This window comes from Phyllobacterium sp. K27 (assembly GCF_054796155.1).
On sequence record NZ_CM139240.1, the window covers coordinates 2,675,703 to 2,694,850 of the forward strand.

Consider the following 19,148-nt stretch of genomic DNA (forward strand, 5'->3'; position numbering starts at 1 on the left):
GCACGACGCTTAAAGGAATATTGTCCTTTTAACGGGATTTTATTCATGAAACTCATTGATCAGCCTGACTATATTGCAGCACGGCTAAAACACCAGATTGCGGGGAATAAAGCAGTTCTTGCCGCATATCGCATAGGGCGCTTATCAGAACATGGCCGTCGCATATCCCGCATCGTGGAGAGCGAACAAAAGGAGTTGGAAGAACAACTCCGCGCTCTGACAGAGCTAAGCAACAAGTACGATCCGAACCAACCGCGAGTGCCATCCGGCAACTCGGATGGCGGTCAATGGACAGATGGCGGCGCTGGCGGTGTAGATCCCATAACAACGGGATCAACTTTAGGCGCCGCAAGTTCACAGCCTAGCTCATGGCTCCAGAGTACCGTGCGGCAAGTTAATCGCGAAATTCCCTTGCGATCAGCTGTGACGAACCCCGTCTTACGCTCCGCAACGACGTTGCTCTCGTTCTTGAAAACTCCCGAACTTGAATATCCAATTGATCAGGCAATCGCTCAATTCAATGCCATTGCGATAGATGATGACCCCACGGCAATACCAATTATATCGTCGCGTGCCCGTGCATTCACGAACGATGATTCTGACACGAAGACTTGGGCCAGCGTGCGTAAAGCCGACATTGGGGAGGTTAGCAAAGTATGTCAGCACTATTTTACAGTGCAAACCCAGACAGATATCGCCGCATTTGCTGCAGGTTCAGTTTCAAATTATACGGATGCTGGTGCCTATAGAACACGTGTGCACAAAATTTTGGAACGGCAGATAAACTCAATGTTTAGTCCGGCACTGCAAGCCGAGTATGTGCTTTGGGATGCCTTGGCTGAGGCGCCGGACAACACGGCTGCAACACGAGGCAATAAACACACATTAGAACTCGACGTTTTTGAGAAGGTTAATGATGATCTTGTCTGCATCTATGACATAAAGACAGGCAAAAGGAATTTCACAAGCAAGAGAATGTCACAATTATCTCATGCGGTTGCCAAAAAATATCCTGGAGTGAAAAACTTCTTTACCATTCAAATCCGTCCAAGTGCGGATGCAATCATCCGAGGGCCTCAATAATGGCCAAAGGTTCCGACCTAAGAAAAGCCCTCAAACCACTCACAGATCGGCACAGCGATCTCGTATTGGTAGGGCGGTGCCTCTACCTCAAACCAATCCATCATTTGCACCGAGGGATCTTCATTGCGAACAGCCGATGGTGTTCCAGCGACCTTCACCCCTATCTTTCAGTTAGCGAGTTGGCCTCTGTTGTTGCATCTGAAACACGCGGTTGTGGTAAACGATTGTTTAGACACGTGTATGGCCCATACAGGCTGGAGGACATTCACAGGCATTTTTGGGATATTACCCGACCTGAAATTATGGAAAATATGTTTCAAACCATCGAGGATGAACTGCCGCGACTGCGAGAAATACAAACATTTGAAGACTATCGTGAGTTTGTTTCAAACATACCGGCGAACTATGACAACCCTGCATTGCTTGAGTATCTCGATAAATTCGTTCCCTTGTTACACGGTGACTTCAAGCCCATGCTTGTAGAACTGGAACGCAACCCTCAAAAACTAGGCAACACAGAGCGCTTTCAGCCAGGATTCTATCCAGCACTTAAGGCTAACGATCGGGAGGCCGTGGCGAAAATCCTGCACGAGTGGGAGGCTGACGCGGTGAAGAAATTGAAGATCGAGAAATATTGGGAGCGAACACCCTTCCCACTGGAACTATAGGACCAATAGACAAAGCCCGCCTTTGCTGTGCGCAAAGCCGGGCTTTTGTTGTTTGGACTACCGCAAATTACATGCGGTAGGCGATGCTGTCGTTCCAGAAGCGGTCAAGACGTTGAAGTGCCTTGTTCATTGACTGGAATTCTTCAGCCTTGATGCCACCAACATGCTCGATTGATGCAACGTGACGCTCGTAGAGACCGGCAACGAGTTCGGCTACTTCTGTGCCCTTCTCCGTCAGGCTGACGCGGACCGAACGACGGTCGGTGCGTGAGCGTTCATGAGAGATGAAGCCGAGTTCGACGAGTTTCTTGAGATTGTAGGAAACATTCGAGCCGAGATAATAACCGCGGCTACGCAGTTCACCAGCGGTCAATTCAGCATTGCCGATGTTGAAAAGCAGCAATGCCTGAATGGCGTTGATGTCACTGCGCCCATTGCGGTCAAATTCATCTTTGACAACATCAAGCAACCGGCGATGTAAACGCTCGACCAACTGAAGTGCTTCAAGATATAACGTACGCAATGCTGTATCATTGACTGTAGAATGCGAGCTTGCGTCAGACTTTCTCTGTATGCTGTTCATAATACCTGCCTCACTGTTGTTTCGGTGTATTTTTCTCACCGTTGAGCAGACACTATCGAATACGCATAAAATTCGACTTAAAACATAGACTTAACAGTATCTTACCGTCACTGAATCAATTTCTACCTTAATGAAGACTTACCGCGCGGTCAGCGGACTGGCCTTGCCTGCTGACGTTTCTGCAAAAACAGCACGATCCGGAAGCTGACATAGAGCAGCGCAACGCAGCCATGAATGATAGCAATCTGGGGCCTGTAAAAGAAGAACTCGGAGAACACTGTAAACATCAGCGTTTCACCAAGTGCAGCGACAAACCAGATGACGGGTCCCCAGGACACCATCATCCAAAGGCCAGTTGAAGCGACGGGATAAAGCATTGCCAGCGAGACTGAAGCAACTTTCCATTGCCAGGGCATAAGATCGAAGCGCCAGAGCAGTCCCTCATAATAGCCGCTGATCTGCGCCCAATAACTTACCCCGGCGACGAGTGAATAAATAGCGACAAGCCGCAGCAACCAGACAAAGCCGGTTTGTGCCATCGTGGGATCGAAAGGCAAATGGGTGGGCTTGTCATTCATGTCAGTTGCAGTTCCTGCTCGCCCAAGGATGCAAAATAGGCATCGACCATTTCCGGCGTTATATCGTCGATTTTTGCGGGACTCCACACGGGCGAATTATCCTTGTCCACAAGAAGTGCCCGCACACCTTCATAAAAATCGTGATTTTCGAGCATACGGCAGAGAATGCGGTATTCCATCTGCATGCACTGATCCATATCAAGTTCGCGGCCCTCTTCTATTTGCCGGAAGCTGACATGGAGGCTTGTGGGCGAGCGTGTCTTGATCAGATCAAGAAGCTTCTGCGCTTCTTCGCTGCCATTCACCCCAGCGGCAGCCAGCCGAATGAGACAGCCGCTCAATATCGGCGAATCAAACAAAACGCTGATCATGTCGCGCATTGCTTCAGACGTCTCAAAGTCAGGATTGATGGTCTTGCCCTTCAATGCCTTTTCGGGATCGCCCGATCTGATCAGGCTGCGTTTGAGCTTTTCCTTGTTTTCCGCCTTGATCGCATGGGTGGCAATACCGCTTTGCAGGCAATCGCCCTGCTTGATCCTGTTGCCGGTCAAAGCGAGATAAGTGCCGAAATGTTCCGGCAGATGCGGCAGGAACGCACTGCCGCCGACATCCGGGAAAAAGCCGATGCCGACCTCGGGCATGGCAAAAGTGACGTTTTCCGTGACCACCCTATGCGAGCCATGCACAGAAATGCCAACACCGCCGCCCATGACAATGCCATCGATCAGCGAGATATAGGGCTTGGGATAATGGCGTATATAAGCGTTGAGGCGATACTCGTCGGCAAAGAAATCATAAAGTGGGGCACCAGAGCGCCCGGCATGATAGACGGCAAGAATGTCGCCGCCGGCGCAAAAAGCCCGCCCCTCTCCTTCAACGATAATACAATGGACTGTTTCATCGGTAGACCAGGCGATAAGAGCACGATGCAATGCATTGACCATAACCCGCGTCAGCGCGTTAAGCGCTTTTGGCCGCGTCAACCGAACGAGGCCAGCCTTGCCGCGCCGCTCAAATGCGATTTCATCCATCCCGCCAAAATCGATTTCCATGCATTTCTCCGTTATTTGCGAGCGAAGGTAGGAAACTACGGCGGGCCACGTCAATGGATGAAAAACGAGAGCTTCGGACCTAGGGTCCGGACCTATTAATCTGGTCGAAATGGTATGAGGCTTTTCGTTTGGATACAAGGAGCAAAGGCGAAGACAATGTGGTTCATTTTCAAGACCTTGCGACGAAGTAGGCGGGCGAAAAGATCATATCCTGCGGACGCCGAAACGGCTGCAAGCTGCAGTGTCGAACCGCTTGGCTGGGGGAAAGACCCCACCCTTCGCGCTTCTCCTCGCATCTTCTTGCCGTTTCAGGCGCCATTTCGATCATATTAATAGGTCCGGACCCTAGGCATTTGGTCCAAGAACGACCCGCAGTTTTGGGGTTATACAATTATGGCGATCCTGTTAAAACTATTCCAAACAGCAGGCAGAGAATATGAACAAACATCCCGCATTTCAAAGGCACGCGCCAAGGACCGTCGACGAAATTACCCAGAGCCGACGCTTGCGCCGCATGCGTAAGGCCGACTGGTCGCGCCGTCTGGTCCAGGAAAACCAGCTGACAGTCAATGATCTGATCTGGCCAATATTCCTTTGCGAAGGCAAAAACCGACGCGAGGATATTGCCGCCATGCCGGGCGTTCAGCGCTTTTCGGTCGATATGGCTGTGCGTGAAGCAGAGCGGGCAGCCAAGCTTGGCATTCCCGCCATAGCGACATTTGCCAATATTGCGGCGGAGCTGCGTGACGATACGGGTTCAGGGATTCTTGATCCTGACAATCTTATAAACCGGGCTACACGCGCTATCAAAGATGCAGTGCCTGAAATCGGCATGATTACCGATGTCGCGCTCGATCCATTCACAAGCCACGGCCATGACGGTATTTTGCGCGACGGTATAATCGTCAATGACGAGACTGTCGCTCAAATTACACAAGGTGCAGTTCTTCAAGCAGCAGCGGGTGCAGATATTATTGCGCCATCGGACATGATGGATGGCCGCATCGGCGCCATTCGTGATGCCTTGGATCAGAACGGCTTTCAGGACGTGGCGATCATGGCCTATGCGACCAAATTCGCTTCTGCGTTTTATGGCCCATACCGCGAAGCCATCGGCACGTCCGGGCGGCTGAAGGGCGACAAGAAAACCTATTATATCGATCCTGCCAATGCGGATGAAGCAGTGCGGGAAGCAGAGCAGGACCTTGCCGAGGGCGCGGATTCGCTGATGGTGAAACCCGGCCTGCCCTATCTTGATATTATCCGCCGATTGAAGGACACCTTCTCCGTTCCGACCTTTGCCTATCAGGTTTCCGGCGAATATACGATGATCAAAGCCGCCGGAGCCAATGGCTGGATCGACGAAGATCGGGTGATGATGGAAACATTGCTGGCCTTCAAACGCGCTGGCTGCGATGGCATTCTCACCTATTTCGCACCCATAGTTGCAGAACGATTAAAGGCTGGCGCTTGAATTTATCCGCCTGAATTCCCAATTTCAGGGTAATGGCCATTTGGCCGTCACTTGAAAACAGGAAACGAAATGAACGCGAAAACTCTTGATGGCGAAATAATTACGGATCGTCTCGAAGATTGGCGCTTGTATCAGGGTGTACGCACCAGCCGCGTATTTGCCTTCCTGATCGACTATGCGATCGTGTTTCTGCTTTGCATCCCAGTAGCTATCCTCGTCTTCATTCTGGGGATTGCCACGCTGGGGCTTGGTTGGATGCTTTATGGCATCATGTTTCCCGCAGTTGCCTTGCTCTATATCTACAGCACGCTCGGCGGTCCTCGTCAGGCAACCAAGGGCATGCAAATGATGGGATTGAAGCTGGAGCGCCTGGACGGCGTAAAAGTGGATGGCCTGCTTGCAATTGTTCATACAGTTTTATTCTGGGGTCTCAATGTAGTGTTGACGCCCTTTATCCTTCTGGCAACCTTCTTCCTTGATCGTAAACGGACTCTACATGACCTCCTGCTCGGAACAGTTGTCGTCAGAGCATATAATTAAACTCCAAAGGCTCCCATCCGGGAGCCTTTCTTCTTCGGCATTGAAATGATGAACAGATACAAATCCATTGCTGTAGCAGCTACCTTGCTCGTTTTGTCAGGTGGCGTAAGTTATGCGGCTTCGCCTGCAGGAAAGTTCTGCGGCGAAGTTATTTCCTATGGCGATTATCAGGATATCCAGACCAATCTGAACGTTGACCGTGATGGACGTATCACCGGCACGTATAAAATAGATGGACTTGCCGGGCGTACCGACGGCAATGTCATTGAAAAAGACCGGACCAGCCTGACAGAACGCACACTGATCTGGACAGACAAGGATGGTACGGGCCTCGTGTCTTTACATTTCAGCAGCGATTATCAGGGTTTCAAGGCGGCATGGGGCGGTTCAACCAATGGCCGTTTCGACCCGCCAATCCACTCATGGAGCGGTACACGCTGCCCGCCAACGCCAACGCCCTGATACGACACACGCGACATTCACTCTGCGATGCAATATAATTGAATTGACGTTTGAGGCGGTCATACGATTCTATGGCAATTGCAAAGCGTTCCCAGGAACTTGGATGACCCATCAACCACAGCAATCACCGCAGTTCTTTTTAACGGCCCCCTCGCCGTGCCCCTATCTTGAGGGACAGCTTGAGCGCAAGGTATTTACCCACCTTGTTGGCGGACGCGCCAGTGAACTGAATGATCTGTTGACACAAGGCGGCTTTCGACGCTCGCAGAATATCGCCTATCGTCCTGCCTGCGAGAACTGCCGGGCCTGCGTTTCCGTGCGTATTCTTGCCGGTGAGTTCACACAGGATAAATCCATGCGACGCGTGTGGAATCGCAACCGCGACCTGATCGGCAATATCCATCACGCTGAACCATCGACCGAGCAATATTCCCTGTTCAGGCACTATCTCAATGCGCGCCATAACAAGGGCGGCATGTCGGAAATGACCGTTCTCGACTATGCCATGATGGTGGAAGATACCCATGTTCCCACTCAGATCATCGAATACCGTCGTCGCGGCCCCGATAGCTTCATTACACAAACGGGCGAAGGGGAACTGATTGCCGTGGCCTTGACTGATGTCATGGGTGACGGGCTTTCCATGGTCTATTCGTTCTTCAATCCCGACCATGCAAGCCGTTCGCTCGGTACATTCATGATCCTCGACCATATACAGCGTGCCGCCGCCGCAGGCCTGCCGCACGTATATCTTGGATATTGGGTCGAGGGCTCGCGCAAGATGCAGTACAAAATCCGCTATCAGCCGCAGGAACATCTGGGCATGAAAGGCTGGGAGCGGCGCGCACCTTGATCGGAACGCTGGACGCCGACCTACTCTACCGCTAGACAACGCGGCATAATCACAAAGAATCCCCGGAAATTGCGCCGCATGTCCCAGCTTCACCTCGATCATCGCAAAGGTCTGCTCATCACCGGTATCGGAGGACTGGTGCTTTCTGCGGACATTCCCTTGCTGCGCCTTGGCCAAGGGGAAACATGGTCCACATTGCTGCTGCGCAGTTCGACGACCTTCATCTGCGCACTGATCATCTGGGCTGTCTGGAACCTTGTTACCGGAACGCGCCGAAAAGTGCTTCCGGGCAAGATCGGGTATCTGGTTGCAGCGCTGTATGGCTTGGCTTCAATCGCCTTCATGATTGCTGTTTATAATACGAAAACAGCCAATCTCGTTTTCATTTTGGCGTTCAACACCGTATTTGCTGCGCTTTTGTCCTGGGTATTTCTGAAAGAACGGCCCAAGGCGATCACTTTCATTGCCATGTTCCTGATGCTGATCGGCGTCGGAATCATCGTGTATGAAGGCTTATCGGCAGGTCATGTCTTCGGCGATTTGATGGGCCTGTTGTCGACTTTCATTCTCGCATCGGCCATCACGGTCACCCGTGCATCTGGCAAGGATATGAGCTTTGCCGCGATGATGGGCACCGCAGTGCCTATAGTGGTTGCTGCGGTCATGGTATCGCAAAACGGTTTCAGTGTCGCTGTTCCCGGCTGGATCATCTTCAATGGCGCGGTGGTCACCACAATCGCCTTCATCTGCCTTGCAACAGGTCCGCGCTTTCTTTCAGGACCGGAAGTGGCGATGTTTTATCTGCTTGAAACAGTGCTGACGCCCATCTGGGTATGGCTGGTGTTTTCCGAACGCCCAACCGACGCCACCCTTTTGGGTGGCATCATCATCATTTCTGCTTTGATCGGCCATTCGCTCTGGCAAATGGTCCACTCGCGCAGGCGAGCCCGGACGACGGCAATCCGCCATCCGATCTAGAGCCACTTACGAGAACTTGCCCGAACGCGGGAAGCCCTTTGGGACCATGCGGCCAGCTGTGGCGCGCGGGCCGACCCATTCCAGAAGCTCCAGTTTTCCACGCGTGAAGCTGCGGCCGGAAGCATCTTGCCAAGTTAACCCCTGCTCCATGGTAAAGATGCGGATATCGGAAACGCCACCATCCTTGTAGCGTTGCAGGCGCACGCCCTTGCCGCGTCCAAGTTCCGGCACATCGGCCAGCGGGAAAACCAGAAGCTTGCGGTTTTCACCGACAATGGCAACGCTGTCGCCAATAACCGGCACGCAATGGCGTGCTTCGTCCGGCGCTTTGACATTCATCACCTGCTTGCCCTTGCGCGTATTGGCAATGACATCGGCTTCCGGCACGATAAAACCGTTGCCGACATGCGAGGAGAGGAAGAGCTTGCGTTCAGGATTATGCACGAAAGCCGTGACAATATCCTGATCATTCTCCATATCGACGATAATGCGGATCGGCTCGCCATGGCCGCGACCACCTGGAAGGCTATTCGCTCCGATAGTATAGAACTTGCCGCCGGTCGTCAGAACGAGGATGCGGTCTGTGGTTTCAGCGTGGAATGCCAGTTTCAGCTTGTCACCTTCCTTGAAGGTCAAGGCGGCAAAGTCTGGCAGATGCCCCTTCATGGCGCGCAGCCAGCCCTTTTCTGACACAACAACTGTTACAGGTTCGCGCTCAATCATGGCATGATGAATATCCGCGAGATCATGCGTCGGCGCTTCGGCGAAGGTGGTGCGGCGCTTGCCGACAAGGGTCTCCGGTCCGTACTTCTTTTGCATTTCGGCGATCTGCCACGAGATCGTCTGCCACTGCTTTGGTTCTGAACCCAGCAGTTCCTCGATCTGCTTCTTCTCCGCGGTGAGGCCGTCAAACTCTTTGCGGATTTCAAACTCTTCCAGCTTGCGTAAAGAACGCAGGCGCATGTTCAAAATGGCTTCTGCCTGATTATCGGTCAGTTCGAAGCGGCGGATCATCTCCTGCTTCGGCTCATCTTCCTCACGGATGATGCGAATGACTTCATCAATATTCAGATAGGCAATCAGCATGCCGCCGAGAATTTCGAGACGGCGCTCAATTTCACCGAGGCGATGGCGCGACCGGCGGATAAGCACGTCCTTGCGGTGTTCAAGCCACTGTTTGAGCACTTCACGCAAGGAAAGAACGTTTGGCACCTTGCCATGCGACAGAACATTCATATTCAGCGGAAAACGCGTTTCAAGTTCGCTCAGCTTGAACAGCGACTCCATGAGAATGTCCGGATTGACGCTGCGGCTCTTGGGCTCCAGCACAAGGCGAACGTCTTCGGTCGACTCATCGCGCACATCATCCAGCAATGGCAGCTTCTTGGCGATCAGGAGTTCTGCGATCTTTTCAATCAGGCGTGATTTTTGAACCTGATAGGGAATTTGGCCGATGACGATATTCCAGGTGCCGCGCCCCTGATCTTCGGTTTCCCAGCGTGCGCGCAGACGAAAACCGCCACGACCGGTCTTGTAAGCTTCGACAATCGCGTCCCAGCTCTCGACGAGAATGCCGCCTGTCGGGAAATCGGGACCACGCACCTTACAGGTGAGCAGCGCTTTAGGATCTTCCTTGGCCAAAGCTTCGATTGCCGCCCACTCCTCGGGCGAAGTCATGAGCTCTTCAACCGTCGCATCCGGATGCTTGATCAAATGCAGCGCCGCAGCGCACAGTTCCGATACGTTATGCGGTGGAATGGATGTGGCCATGCCGACCGCAATGCCGGACGAACCATTGGCAAGCAGATTTGGAAAGGCTCCCGGAAGAACGATCGGCTCTTCGTCTTCCTCATTATAGGTTGGGCGGAAATCGACAGCATCTTCCGTGATGCCTTCAAGCAGCAGCATGGCAACGTCGGTCATGCGCGCTTCGGTATAACGCATCGCTGCCGGGTTATCGCCATCGATATTGCCGAAGTTGCCCTGCCCGTCCACCACGGGATAGCGCACGGCAAAATCCTGGCTCAAGCGAACAAGCGCGTCATAGATCGATTGGTCGCCATGGGGGTGGAACTTACCCATCACCTCGCCGACGATACGGGCGCACTTGGCATAGGACTGGTCGGGCGACAGGCGCAGCAGGCGCATGGCATGCATGATACGGCGGTGAACGGGTTTTAACCCGTCCCGCACATCCGGCAAGGCGCGATGCATGATCGTTGACAAAGCATAGGCAAGATAGCGCTCTTCCAGCGCTGCCTTTAGATCAACCGGTTCGACATTATCATCGCCATCGTCTGGCGGAATCAGGCTTTTTCCCATGTGAATGGACTATCAAGACAAGGATTCGCGAGCAAGCAATGATTCGCCCAGATCACAGGCTGATAGTCATATATAACGCGTTGTGCTGAACAAAGCTTGCCTTCGAGCACCAAATCTGACTTTCTAGCGCCCGAATTGTAAATATTACCGCCTGGTCGACGGCTGTCACAGTTTTGCCGCGCATCATGCAATAGGTACGATACTAATACCAACAAGGAATAAATTATGCGTCCAAACCCTGTGAAGTCCGGCTTGCGTCTGCTGGCTGCAACCTCTGCTCTCGTTGTTATATTTGCCGGTTCAGCCTATGCCATCGACGGAAATGCTGTCGCTGCGCGCTTGAAGGCTGTCTATGCCGAACAGGGCGGTGTCCTAGAGTACAGCAATGTTGAAACCAACGGCACGACAGTGGTGCTGAAGGAAACGAAGGTTTCAACAGCCGGCATCAAAGAAGCATTCAATGCCGGTGATGTTACACTCTCCGATGTCAGCGATGTTTCTGGCGGTGGCTTCGAGGTCGGCTCGTTGTCCATACCCGACATCAGCTTCACGCCGGAAGGTGATGACAAGGGTAAAGTTACGGTTGAAGGCATTGCGTTTGAAGGCATCACGCTTCCTGCCGAAGGGGCAACAGAGCCGCTGGCAAAAATGCTTCAATATGAAAAGGCCGAAGTTAAACACATCGGCGTTAATTCCAAGGGCAAGGACGTATTTCTGGCGGATGGAATCACAGCGACAATTTCACCGCTGACGGAAAGCTCTCCTGTGGCTTTCACCACAAATGTTGAAAGCTTCAAGGTTGATCTTTCAGGCGTGGAAGACCCAAAGGCCAAGGAGGCCGTTACCGCTCTTGGTTATGAGACCCTCACCGGCAAGATCGACATTAATGGCACCTGGAATATTCCGGATGGCCGCCTGAATGTTGAAAAGATGGATTTCATTACCGATGATGCCGGAACGCTTGGTGTCAAGCTCGATATTTCGGGCTACACACTCGATTTCATCAAGGGGCTTCAGGAAGCCACCAAGAATATGGAAGGCAAACCTAATGATGCGCAGGGCATGGCGATGCTCGGTCTTATGCAACAACTCAGCTTTACCGGCGCTTCAATCCGCTTCGAAGACGACTCCGTCACCTACAAGGCGCTCGACTATGTTGCCAAGCAGCAGAATGCAAAACGCCAGGATCTGATCAATCAGGCAAAGGCAATCGTGCCAATGGCTGCCGCACAGCTCGGTGATGCAGAATTCGCACAGAATCTCGGTACGGCAGTTGGCGAATATCTGGACGATCCAAAGACGATCGAGATCAAGGCAGCGCCACCAAAGTCCGTTCCATTCGCGATTATTGCTGCGGGCGGTATGGCTGATCCAAAGTCGCTGCTCAAGACACTGGGTGTCACGGTTATTGCAAACCAGTAAACTTGACCATAACAACAAAAATCCCGGCAGCGATGCCGGGATTTTTGCTTGTTCAGAGTCTGTTAGAAGAGGTCTTTAAACCTCTTTCTTCACCGGGTTCAGACGGATATTCAGATCGCGCAATTGCGCTTGCGAAACATCCGAAGGCGCGTTCATCAACAAATCATAGGCCTGCTGGTTCATCGGGAACATGGTGATTTCACGCAGGTTCTTTGCGCCGACGAGCAGCATGACGATGCGGTCAACACCGGCAGCCATGCCGCCATGGGGCGGCGCACCATACTGGAACGCACGATAAAGACCACCGAAGCGCTCTTCCACCGTTTCGCGTGAGTGACCAACAGCTTCAAACGCCTTGACCATCGTGTCCGGCAGATGATTCCGGATACCGCCTGAGGCGATTTCAAAGCCATTGCAAACCATATCGTACTGGAATGCCTTGATTGTCAGCGGGTCCTGATTTTCCAGCGCATCCATACCACCTTGCGGCATTGAGAATGGATTGTGGGCAAAATCGATTTTCTTTTCTTCTTCGAGCCATTCGAAGAAGGGGAAATCAACAATCCAGCAAAGCGCGAACTGATCACGATCAACGAGATTGAGTTCCTCACCAGCACGCGTACGGGCAGCGCCTGCGAAAGACACGAACTTCTTTGGATCGCCGGCAACGAAGAAGGCTGCATCGCCATCATCAAGCCCGAGCTGCACGCGCAAGGCTTCCGTGCGTTCTGGTCCAATATTCTTGGCGAGCGGGCCAGCGCCTTCAAGGGCCTCGCCTTCCTTGCGCCAGAAGATATAGCCAAGCCCCGGCTGGCCTTCGCTCTGCGCCCAGGAGTTCATGCGGTCACAGAATGCACGTGATCCGCCGGTCTTGGCCGGAATGGCCCAGACTTCGACCTTTGGGTCATTGGCGATCATGTTGGCGAAGACTTTGAAGCCGGAACCTGCAAAATGCTCGGTCACAGCCTGCATCTCGATAGGATTGCGCAGATCGGGCTTATCAGAGCCATACTTACGCATGGCATCATCATAGGCGATGCGCGGGAATTCCTTGGTGACGCGCTTGCCTTCGGCAAACTCCTCGAAAACGCCGCGCAAAACAGGTTCCATAGTAGAAAGAATGTCGTCCTGTTCAACGAAACTCATCTCAACATCGAGCTGATAAAACTCGCCCGGCAAACGATCTGCACGCGGATCTTCATCGCGGAAACACGGTGCGATCTGGAAGTAACGATCGAAACCGGACATCATGATCAATTGCTTGTACTGCTGCGGCGCCTGCGGCAAAGCGTAAAACTTGCCGGGATGAATACGGCTCGGCACGAGGAAGTCGCGCGCGCCTTCCGGCGAGGAAGCCGTCAGGATAGGCGTCGAGAATTCAGTGAAATCGATTTCGCTCATGCGGCGGCGCATCGCGGCAATAATCTTCGTGCGCTGCATAATGTTCCTGTGCAGCGTATCGCGGCGCAGATCAAGAAAGCGGTACTTCAGGCGAATATCTTCCGGATAATCCAACTCGCCAAACACCGGCAAAGGCAGCTCCTTCGCCGCCGAGAGAACTTCGATCTCACGCGCGAAAACTTCCACCTCGCCGGTCGGCATGTTGGCGTTTACCGTATCTTCGGTACGCGCCTTCACCTCACCATCAACACGGATAACCCATTCACCACGCACGGTTTCGGCAAGCTTGAAGGCTGGCGAATCAGGATTGGCGACGATCTGAGTCAGGCCATAATGGTCGCGAATATCAATAAAGAGAATTCCGCCATGGTCGCGGACGCGGTGGACCCAACCGGAAAGACGAACTGTCGAACCAACGTCCGATTTACGCAAGGCGGCGCAGGTATGGCTGCGGTAACGGTGCATGATTATGTGCCTCTGATTAAATATGGCGAAAAGACCGAGGATAAGCCCTCGACACGCCAAAGAATTTGGGCGGACAAGCGCATTTTGAAGCTGATTTGTCAAGAACCGAGACAAACGCATTCTCATTCGCTATAGAAAAATCATGACCATGATTACAACTACAGATCAGCTTGAACAGGCTGTTGCCGCCCTTTCCCAATCAGACTTCGTGACTGTCGATACGGAATTCATCCGCGAGACCACATTCTGGCCGGAGCTTTGCGTTATCCAATTGGCATCGCCAGATCACACGGCGATTGTCGATGCGCTGGCGCCCGGCCTTGATCTTGCTGCGTTTTTCAAGCTGATGGCAGACGAAACCATCGTGAAAGTGTTTCACGCTGCACGACAGGACATTGAAATCATCTTCCATCTCGGCAATCTGATTCCGCATCCGGTGTTCGATACGCAGGTTGCAGCCATGGTTTGCGGCTTTGGCGATGCGATTGCCTATGACCAATTGGTGCAAAAGGTGGTTGGCGCACAAATCGATAAATCCTCGAGATTCACCGATTGGCGCAGACGACCGCTTTCTGAAAAGCAACTCGATTACGCTTTGGCCGATGTGACACATCTGCGCGATATTTACCTACATTTGAAGAAAAGCCTCGAAGCCGAGGGGCGCACCGAATGGGTTCTGGATGAGATGAAAATTCTCACCGCGCGCGAAACCTATGACATGCACCCGGACGATGCCTGGAAGCGGCTGAAGATGCGCTTGCGCAAGCCGGTGGAACTTGCGGTTCTGCGCAGTGTCGCCGCCTGGCGCGAGCGGGAAGCGCGCGAGCGCAATGTGCCGCGCGGACGTGTCATCAAGGATGACGCGATCTACGAGATCGCACAACAGCAGCCGCGCGATGCGGAAGCAATGTCACGTTTGCGAACGATTCCAAAGGGTTGGGAACGCTCCAGCATGGCAACAGGCTTGCTCAATGCCGTCAATCTGGCGCTTGATCTGCCGAAAGATGAGATGCCGCGCCTGCCGAAACAAAGCGCTTCACCGGAAGGTGCAGGAGCAGCTTCGGAGCTTTTGAAGGTGCTGTTGCGGCTGGTTACGGAAGAGCATGGCGTTGCCGCAAAGGTTGTGGCGACTTCGGATGAGATCGACAGGATCGCCTCGGAAGGCGATGTTGATGACATTCCGGCCTTGCAGGGATGGCGGCGCGAAGTCTTCGGAGAAAAGGCGCTTCAGCTTATCAATGGCGAACTTTGCCTGAAATTCGAAAACAAGAAAATCACGGCGCTGGTTCTTCCAAGCGAATAGGAATTTCAACTGGCTGCAACTATTTTGCAGCCAGTAGTTACAAAAATTCTGTCGAAATAGCTGGTTTTTCTGTCAAACTCGGCTGTTTTCTTGCAAATCTCTCAATTGCGCCAATCGGCTATATTGAGTTTTAATAGTTCGGCTCTCATCGAAGCATCAGGCGAGGATTCAGGGCATTGATCATCATCATGATCCATGCCGCGAAAGTGAAAACATGACCGCTTCGTCTACCCCCACACCTTCCTTCGCCAAAGAGGTTGCGCTCCTTGCTGTTCTTGCAACTTTATGGGGTGCTTCCTATACATTCATCAGAATCGGTGTTGAAACCATTCCGCCCATCACCTTCATAGCAGCGCGAACATTGATCGCCGGAGTTCTGTTGCTGGCGATTATTAGAATGCGTGGGCTGTCACTGCCAAAAGATCCGGCGATCTGGAAGCGTTTTTTTGTTCAAGCCTGCATCAACAGTGTTGTCCCCTTCACCCTGATTGCGTGGGCTGAGCAGACCGTAAATGCCGGACTGGCGACTATTCTCAATTCGACCACGCCGATTTTCGCATTTCTGCTGACAGTGCTCATTACACGGCATGAAGCGGTGACAACCCGCAAGCTTTTCGGGACAATTGCCGGTGTTGTCGGGATCAGCCTGATTATCGGCATGGAAGCATTTCAGGGCATCGGCAAGGAACTGGTGGCGCAACTGGCAATTGTGGCTGCGACAATCTCCTATGCAACAGCTGCGATATTCGGGCGAGGCTTCAAAGGGCTTGATCCGATGATGCCTGCTGCCGGCTCAATGATTTGCGGCGCAGTGATACTTATTCCGATCAGCCTGATTGTGGATCAGCCATGGAACATTGCGCCATCGGCTGACTCGATCGTCGCGCTACTCGGTCTCTCTGTATTTTCCACCGCCCTCGCCTTTGTCATCTACTTCCGGCTGATCCATACACTTGGCTCGGTCAGCACAACATCGCAGGCTTATTTGCGCGTTCCGATCGGTGTAGGGATCGGCATAATCTTCCTTGGTGAAACGCTGGCCTCAACCGCTTGGCTTGGACTTGTGTTTGTTGTGATAGGCGTTGCCGCCATGACCCTACCATCGCGCAAGAAGATGGCTTCCACGCCCGCCTGATCAGCCTATGGCAGCTTCCGCTGCCGGGACAATCCGGGTGGTCAAAAGGTCGTGCAGTTGACGCACATAGCCGGAGCGGCCGGAAGGCGCTGCCGTGTTTGAGGTCATTACCGCCACCACGGAAATATGAGGCACAACATAGATCATCTGGCCGCCATAACCCCAAGCGTAATAGAACGGCTTGCCATCCGGCAGATAGGAAATGAACCAGCCCAGACCATAGCTATCACCGGTAAATGGCGAGTTGGTTCGAGGCTTCCATGATTCTTCGATCCAGGCAGCTGGTACGATTTGCTTGCCGCCGCTCTTTCCCTTTTCAAGAATCATCTTGCCAAAGGCGAGCATGGCACGCGGCGACAATTCCATATCATTGCCGCCAAAATAAATACCCTGCGGATCGCGGGGCCAGGATGGAATATTGATTTCCAGCGGTTCGCCCAGCCAGTCTCGGGCAATCTGCAATGTCGTGCGGCCCGTCTTTCGTGTCAGCATCGCCGATACGAGATGCGAATTACCTGTTGAGTAAAGCATGCGCCCGCCCGGCTCATCGACGAAATCGCGGGCAAGTGCATAGCGTACCCAATCAGAACTCTCGACCCAGCGGCCATAATTGGGTCCTGAAGTTCGCTCCAATCCGGCTTGCATGGAAAGCAGATTACCGAGTGTCACCCGCGCCAGCCGAGGATCGCGATTCTGCGGCAGTTTATTCGACAAGAGCGGCGCAACAGGCTCGTCCAGTCCGGAAAAGACTTTGCGCTCAATGGCTATGCCAGCCAAGGTCGCAATAATGGTCTTGGATACAGATTTGACATTGACGGGACGATCCGGGGCGGGTCCGTGAAAGCGATGCTCGATCTGGGTTCTCCCTCCAGCATAAACAATCATCGTCTGAAGCGCGGGAAAAGACGAAGCCAATTCAATGATCTGGCTTGTCGCAACGCTATCCAAAGCCGCCGCTTTGCCTGGTGCTTGTGCAAAGGAGATGGACGGTGCCAAAGCACCCGCTCCACCCGCAAGGATGGCCAAGATGAAGCTGCGACGGCTAACCGGATAGGTTTTCATGCACCGACTTTGACGAGCACAAAGCGGTACAGCAACTCAACTTCGCTCACATGCGTGTGATTATACACCAGTAAAGCCCCAAAGCGGCTCTCAAGCCAATGGCCAGGCGTAATCTGGCGGCGGGTTTTATTGTCGCTGGTTCGCTCGTTCTGGCGTAATTCGCTGAAGACGCTTCGCAGGTAGAGGCGGCGTGCTGAACAAGGTTACTTGCCAACTTCTATTTTAAGCGTCTTGCCGGTGAGCTTCGCCAATTGCTGCAAGCGCCCTTCGGTCACGTCGCCGATGAGATCAGCTTTCGACTTGTCCACAACGAGGCTTATGCCCTCGGATGTGTTTTTCCACGAAAGATGAGGAACGACACCGGACATTGAAGCCGAAAATGGATAGGTGATCCGCATGATGGCAGCCAGCAGACGCGAGAACTCCAACAAACGTGGGCTGGCTATGGCTGCAAGTTCCGGATCCGGAACGCTGTTGGCAACACCTTCATGACGAAAGAAATTGGCAAGCGCTATATACGCCCTGCCCGGATGATCAATGCCGATAAAGGCAGCGTTGGAAATCATGTTCAGCGCCTGGCTGCCACGATAATCGGGGTGAGCCCGCCAGCTGATATCTGCAATCAGGCACGCCGCCCGCCGGTAGCGCTTCTCATCGTCGGTTTCTTTATAGCCAAGTGCGGCGAAAGCCTCTCCACTCCAATCGGCAAGCTCACGCGCATAAGCGGGCGAACGCGCACGCAGCGTGGCCAGTTCTTCGGCGGCAGAAATGAGTGGATCATTCAACTGCTCGCCCTCAGGCAGCAGCGAATAGAGAAAACCCTCACGAACGCCAAGTGCCGAAAAGACAATTTTCGATGGCTTCATGATCTTGATCGTTTCAAGCAACGCAATGGCTCCATAAGCCAAAAGCGCACGGCGGTTTTTCGAGACATCCTCAATGCCGCGCATGGTGTCTACATCACCGACAGCAACACGTTTGAGGAAGCGCTGGGCTTCCTCAAACGGAATTTCGTAATGGTGCATGACATGCAGCGGATAATGCTCCGCGCTCATATGCAGCTTGGCAAGGTTTCGCCACGTTCCTCCAACTGCGTAGAAAGCCCTGCCCTTGCCATTGGCAAGAAGCTTGGCCGTACCGAGCGTTTTCTGGGCGATGCTCAGCGCCTCGGTCAGATCGCCGTCAGACATATCCTGCAGGCGCAGGCCACCGAGCGGCAGGGTAATGCCGTCACCGATTTTGCGGCCTTTGACGTCGACAAGTTCAAGACTGCCGCCACCCAGATCGCCTGCAATGCCATCCGGATCATGAAAGCCGGAAATGATGCCAAGCGCTGAATAATAGGCTTCTTCCCGCCCCGACAGAACCTTGATCGGCTCCTTCAGGATGGCTTCGGCCTCCTGAATAAATTGCGAGCCATTCTCCGCTTCCCGTGCTGCCGCGGTGGCAAGCACGTCAAGCGATACCGCCCCCGCCTGTTCGGCCAGCGCGCGAAACCGGCGAAGCGCGCGTAAAGCGCTCTGCACAGCTTTGGCGTTCAGCTTTTTGGTTTTGACCAGTCCTTTGCCGAGACCGCACAATATCTTTTCGTTGAAAAGAACTGTGGGTGAACGTGTGACGCCTTCGTAAACCACAAGACGCACGGAATTCGAACCAATGTCGATGACAGCGGCCGGTCTGCGTCCCTGCACACGTCCCTGTGCTGCGGATATCATACAGTCTGGGTTCCCGGACCGGTATATCGGCAGCCAACAGGGATAGTCTCAA

Annotated in this window: 17 protein-coding genes; 10 read left to right on the forward strand and 7 right to left on the reverse strand. The window is 53.2% G+C overall.

Features of this window, described 5'->3' with window-relative positions:
• Positions 1 to 45: 45 nt before the first annotated feature.
• Both ACYJL1_RS13265 and ACYJL1_RS13270 read left to right on the forward strand, forming a co-directional pair.
• Positions 46 to 1,083 carry a hypothetical protein gene (locus ACYJL1_RS13265; RefSeq protein ID WP_460895821.1) on the forward strand — a complete coding sequence of 346 codons (1,038 nt, stop codon included), beginning with the start codon at positions 46 to 48 and terminating at the stop codon, positions 1,081 to 1,083.
• On the forward strand, positions 1,083 to 1,751 hold the full coding sequence (locus ACYJL1_RS13270; RefSeq protein ID WP_460895822.1) for a hypothetical protein: 669 nt from the start codon (positions 1,083 to 1,085) through the stop codon (positions 1,749 to 1,751). The genes ACYJL1_RS13265 and ACYJL1_RS13270 overlap by 1 nt, the downstream gene beginning before the upstream one ends.
• 67 nt (positions 1,752 to 1,818) lie before the next feature.
• On the opposite strand, the gene ldtR is transcribed toward ACYJL1_RS13270, so the two are convergent.
• The 3 genes from ldtR to ACYJL1_RS13285 all read right to left on the reverse strand — a co-directional run bounded on the left by ldtR (position 1,819) and on the right by ACYJL1_RS13285 (position 3,964).
• Positions 1,819 to 2,334, reverse strand: coding sequence for a transcriptional regulator LdtR (gene ldtR / locus ACYJL1_RS13275; protein WP_460895823.1), 516 nt, complete (start codon positions 2,332 to 2,334; stop codon positions 1,819 to 1,821).
• A gap of 149 nt (positions 2,335 to 2,483) precedes the next feature.
• Complete coding sequence (locus ACYJL1_RS13280) at positions 2,484 to 2,912, reverse strand: DUF6163 family protein (RefSeq protein WP_460895824.1); 429 nt, start codon at positions 2,910 to 2,912, stop codon at positions 2,484 to 2,486.
• Positions 2,909 to 3,964: an enoyl-CoA hydratase/isomerase family protein gene (locus ACYJL1_RS13285; protein WP_460895825.1), complete on the reverse strand. Its 1,056-nt coding sequence runs from the start codon at positions 3,962 to 3,964 to the stop codon at positions 2,909 to 2,911. The genes ACYJL1_RS13280 and ACYJL1_RS13285 overlap by 4 nt, the downstream gene beginning before the upstream one ends.
• Before the next feature lie 436 nt (positions 3,965 to 4,400).
• On the opposite strand from ACYJL1_RS13285, the gene hemB reads away from it, so the two are divergent.
• From hemB to ACYJL1_RS13310, 5 genes are all read left to right on the forward strand, one after another.
• Entirely contained in the window at positions 4,401 to 5,438 is a 1,038-nt protein-coding gene (gene hemB, locus ACYJL1_RS13290) for a porphobilinogen synthase (protein WP_460895826.1), read from the forward strand.
• A gap of 69 nt (positions 5,439 to 5,507) precedes the next feature.
• On the forward strand, positions 5,508 to 5,978 hold the full coding sequence (locus ACYJL1_RS13295; RefSeq protein ID WP_460895827.1) for an RDD family protein: 471 nt from the start codon (positions 5,508 to 5,510) through the stop codon (positions 5,976 to 5,978).
• A gap of 45 nt (positions 5,979 to 6,023) precedes the next feature.
• Positions 6,024 to 6,440, forward strand: coding sequence for a hypothetical protein (locus ACYJL1_RS13300; protein WP_460895828.1), 417 nt, complete (start codon positions 6,024 to 6,026; stop codon positions 6,438 to 6,440).
• 103 nt (positions 6,441 to 6,543) lie between these two features.
• Positions 6,544 to 7,293, forward strand: a complete 750-nt coding sequence (locus ACYJL1_RS13305) for an arginyltransferase (protein ID WP_460895829.1) — start codon at positions 6,544 to 6,546, stop codon at positions 7,291 to 7,293.
• A 78-nt stretch (positions 7,294 to 7,371) separates the two neighbouring features.
• Positions 7,372 to 8,271, forward strand: coding sequence for a DMT family transporter (locus ACYJL1_RS13310; protein ID WP_460895830.1), 900 nt, complete (start codon positions 7,372 to 7,374; stop codon positions 8,269 to 8,271).
• Positions 8,272 to 8,277: 6 nt separating this feature from the next.
• Here the strand turns inward: ACYJL1_RS13310 and ACYJL1_RS13315 are convergent, their stop codons facing one another.
• Positions 8,278 to 10,593 (reverse strand): DNA topoisomerase IV subunit A, encoded by a 2,316-nt coding sequence (locus tag ACYJL1_RS13315; RefSeq protein WP_460895831.1) that lies wholly within the window; start codon positions 10,591 to 10,593, stop codon positions 8,278 to 8,280.
• A 225-nt stretch (positions 10,594 to 10,818) separates the two neighbouring features.
• Here ACYJL1_RS13315 and ACYJL1_RS13320 point away from each other — a divergent pair, with 225 nt between their 5' ends.
• Positions 10,819 to 12,015 (forward strand): hypothetical protein, encoded by a 1,197-nt coding sequence (locus ACYJL1_RS13320; protein WP_460895832.1) that lies wholly within the window; start codon positions 10,819 to 10,821, stop codon positions 12,013 to 12,015.
• Positions 12,016 to 12,090: 75 nt separating this feature from the next.
• On the opposite strand, the gene aspS is transcribed toward ACYJL1_RS13320, so the two are convergent.
• Positions 12,091 to 13,881 carry an aspartate--tRNA ligase gene (gene aspS, locus ACYJL1_RS13325; RefSeq protein WP_460895833.1) on the reverse strand — a complete coding sequence of 597 codons (1,791 nt, stop codon included), beginning with the start codon at positions 13,879 to 13,881 and terminating at the stop codon, positions 12,091 to 12,093.
• Positions 13,882 to 14,023: 142 nt separating this feature from the next.
• Between aspS and rnd the strand changes: the two genes are divergently transcribed.
• Entirely contained in the window at positions 14,024 to 15,184 is a 1,161-nt protein-coding gene (gene rnd / locus ACYJL1_RS13330; protein ID WP_460895834.1) for a ribonuclease D, read from the forward strand.
• 214 nt (positions 15,185 to 15,398) lie between these two features.
• A complete protein-coding gene (locus tag ACYJL1_RS13335; protein WP_460895835.1) occupies positions 15,399 to 16,319 on the forward strand; it encodes a DMT family transporter in 921 nt (306 codons plus the stop codon).
• Here ACYJL1_RS13335 and ACYJL1_RS13340 read toward each other — a convergent pair whose 3' ends face one another.
• Positions 16,320 to 17,381 (reverse strand): serine hydrolase domain-containing protein, encoded by a 1,062-nt coding sequence (locus ACYJL1_RS13340; RefSeq protein WP_460895836.1) that lies wholly within the window; start codon positions 17,379 to 17,381, stop codon positions 16,320 to 16,322.
• Positions 17,382 to 17,584: 203 nt separating this feature from the next.
• The gene (gene ppx / locus ACYJL1_RS13345; protein WP_460895837.1) at positions 17,585 to 19,096 is read right to left on the reverse strand and encodes an exopolyphosphatase; all 1,512 of its coding nucleotides are present in this window, start codon (positions 19,094 to 19,096) and stop codon (positions 17,585 to 17,587) included.
• Positions 19,097 to 19,148 lie beyond the last annotated feature (52 nt).